This window comes from Bacillus sp. JJ664 (genome assembly GCF_036962205.1).
Classification (GTDB): domain Bacteria; phylum Bacillota; class Bacilli; order Bacillales; family Bacillaceae_G; genus Gottfriedia.
In genome coordinates this window covers 1-1,679 of sequence record NZ_JBALMS010000133.1, presented here as the reverse complement: position 1 = coordinate 1,679, position 1,679 = coordinate 1, and the positions used below count along the sequence as shown (strand labels likewise).

Annotated in this window: 2 protein-coding genes; one reads left to right on the top strand and one right to left on the bottom strand. The window is 30.7% G+C overall.

Translation table 11 applies throughout. The features are described from left to right. Positions 1-3 precede the first annotated feature (3 nt). A complete protein-coding gene (locus V7056_RS17625) occupies positions 4-306 on the bottom strand; it encodes a hypothetical protein (RefSeq protein ID WP_499703711.1) in 303 nt (100 codons plus the stop codon). 348 nt (positions 307-654) lie between these two features. On the opposite strand from V7056_RS17625, the gene V7056_RS17620 reads away from it, so the two are divergent. After that, positions 655-1,482 carry a hypothetical protein gene (locus V7056_RS17620; protein WP_499703710.1) on the top strand — a complete coding sequence of 276 codons (828 nt, stop codon included), beginning with the start codon at positions 655-657 and terminating at the stop codon, positions 1,480-1,482. Positions 1,483-1,679: the final 197 nt, after the last annotated feature.

Here is a 1,679-nt window from a genome sequence, read left to right as displayed (position 1 = left end):
CAGTTAGTTGAAGAAGGAACGTATATAATCGATGTACTCATATATATCTATTTGAAACAACCACCACATACTTACATCTAACGTGGCAAACATTACGAATAATGAGATAATTGTCCACATGACTTTTGCAAAATAAAAATTATATGGTTTTGGTAAAAATGCAAAAGGACCAAACCACCCCATGTAGAAGTTTTCTTGTTCATAGAATCTTCTTTTATTCATTCTAAAAATGAATTCAACTATGCAGAAAACACCTAAAAATAACAAAATTACTCCAAGTATATGTTCAGCTAAATTACTTTCCACAGTTTTTCATCCTTAAATAAAGATTTATATCTAACACAATATTAACATAATATTAACACAATTACTCGAATCATTATTTAGCTAATCTGCCTATTTGCACCAAAAGAACGACGAATTTGTCGATCATGTTTTGTAACTAATGCGCTTGTTAGTAATATAAAATAACGAAAATTCTTTTTACTTTTTATTTAGCTATCATGGATTAAAAGTTATACTTATTTAGATAGCAAAACTTATCGCACAAATATATTGGACTGGATGATTATGCTTAGAAAAATTTTTATGTCTCTATTAGTATTTTTATTATTTTTTATTTCGAGCAGTCAATTGGTGAAGGAGAACAATAGCATGGATAAAGTAAAGTTGAATTATGGTAAATATGAAATCCCCAAAACATTAAATGAAATAATTGATTTTCAGAAGCAACTAAAAAGCGAAGGCTTATTAGCGTATGATGAATTAATGGGGTTTGACTTTTCACTAGCTGAAATAGATACTCGTTATTTAAACACACCAGTCGATGTGATTCAATTCGCCAGTCCTGGTGTTGATGGTGTTCACTTCGGATTTTTAACTGATTTTGGACAAGTAAAAGACCTAGAGGATGCATATATCATTCGTGTCTCTCCAATGGATTCTGATGACCCAGTACGAATTGTTGCTAGAAATATTCATGATTTTTTAAGACTACTTTGCTTTGCACCTGATGCGCTTTTTAATGTTGATGTGACAACAAGCGAAGAATACATAAAAGAAAATCCCGAATTAGCAACGTTTCAAGCTATAGATGATATCGATCTTAAAATCAGTGATAGGGTTCGTCAAAGATTCTTTCTTGAACCAATTCGCTCATTGAATGGCTATATGCAAAAGGTAAAACTTGAGAGAGAAGATGAAATTGTATTACCTACAGAAGACAGTATTGGAGTAATTAACAAAAATATTACAAACAAAGAAGAAATTCAGAAACAAGATTTATTTGATTTTAAACGTGCTTTTTATCGTGAAGATGTAAAGCAATTTTTCAAAACATCTTCCAATGAAGCCAGGTTAGTATTTTTAAGAGATGCTCTGTCTCAAGGATTGCTTTATGATGATGATGGGATGAAACTTATCCTTCAAGAGCAACTTCGTCTAATGCAATTAGAAGATGAAGCAGTTAGGGTTATGTATTGAGGACAAATAAGTGTTAATCTCTCACTTTTAAAGTAAAAAAGACGGATAGGAAAGCAGAAAACATTTTTCTGCAATTTCTATCCTTTTATGTACTATTAATATGTTCATTTAATTTAATGACAATTTAGCTTGTAATTGAACTAACGGGCCAGTTAGCGAAAGAAGACAGAATATATTATAGTCCCTAATATTAGTAC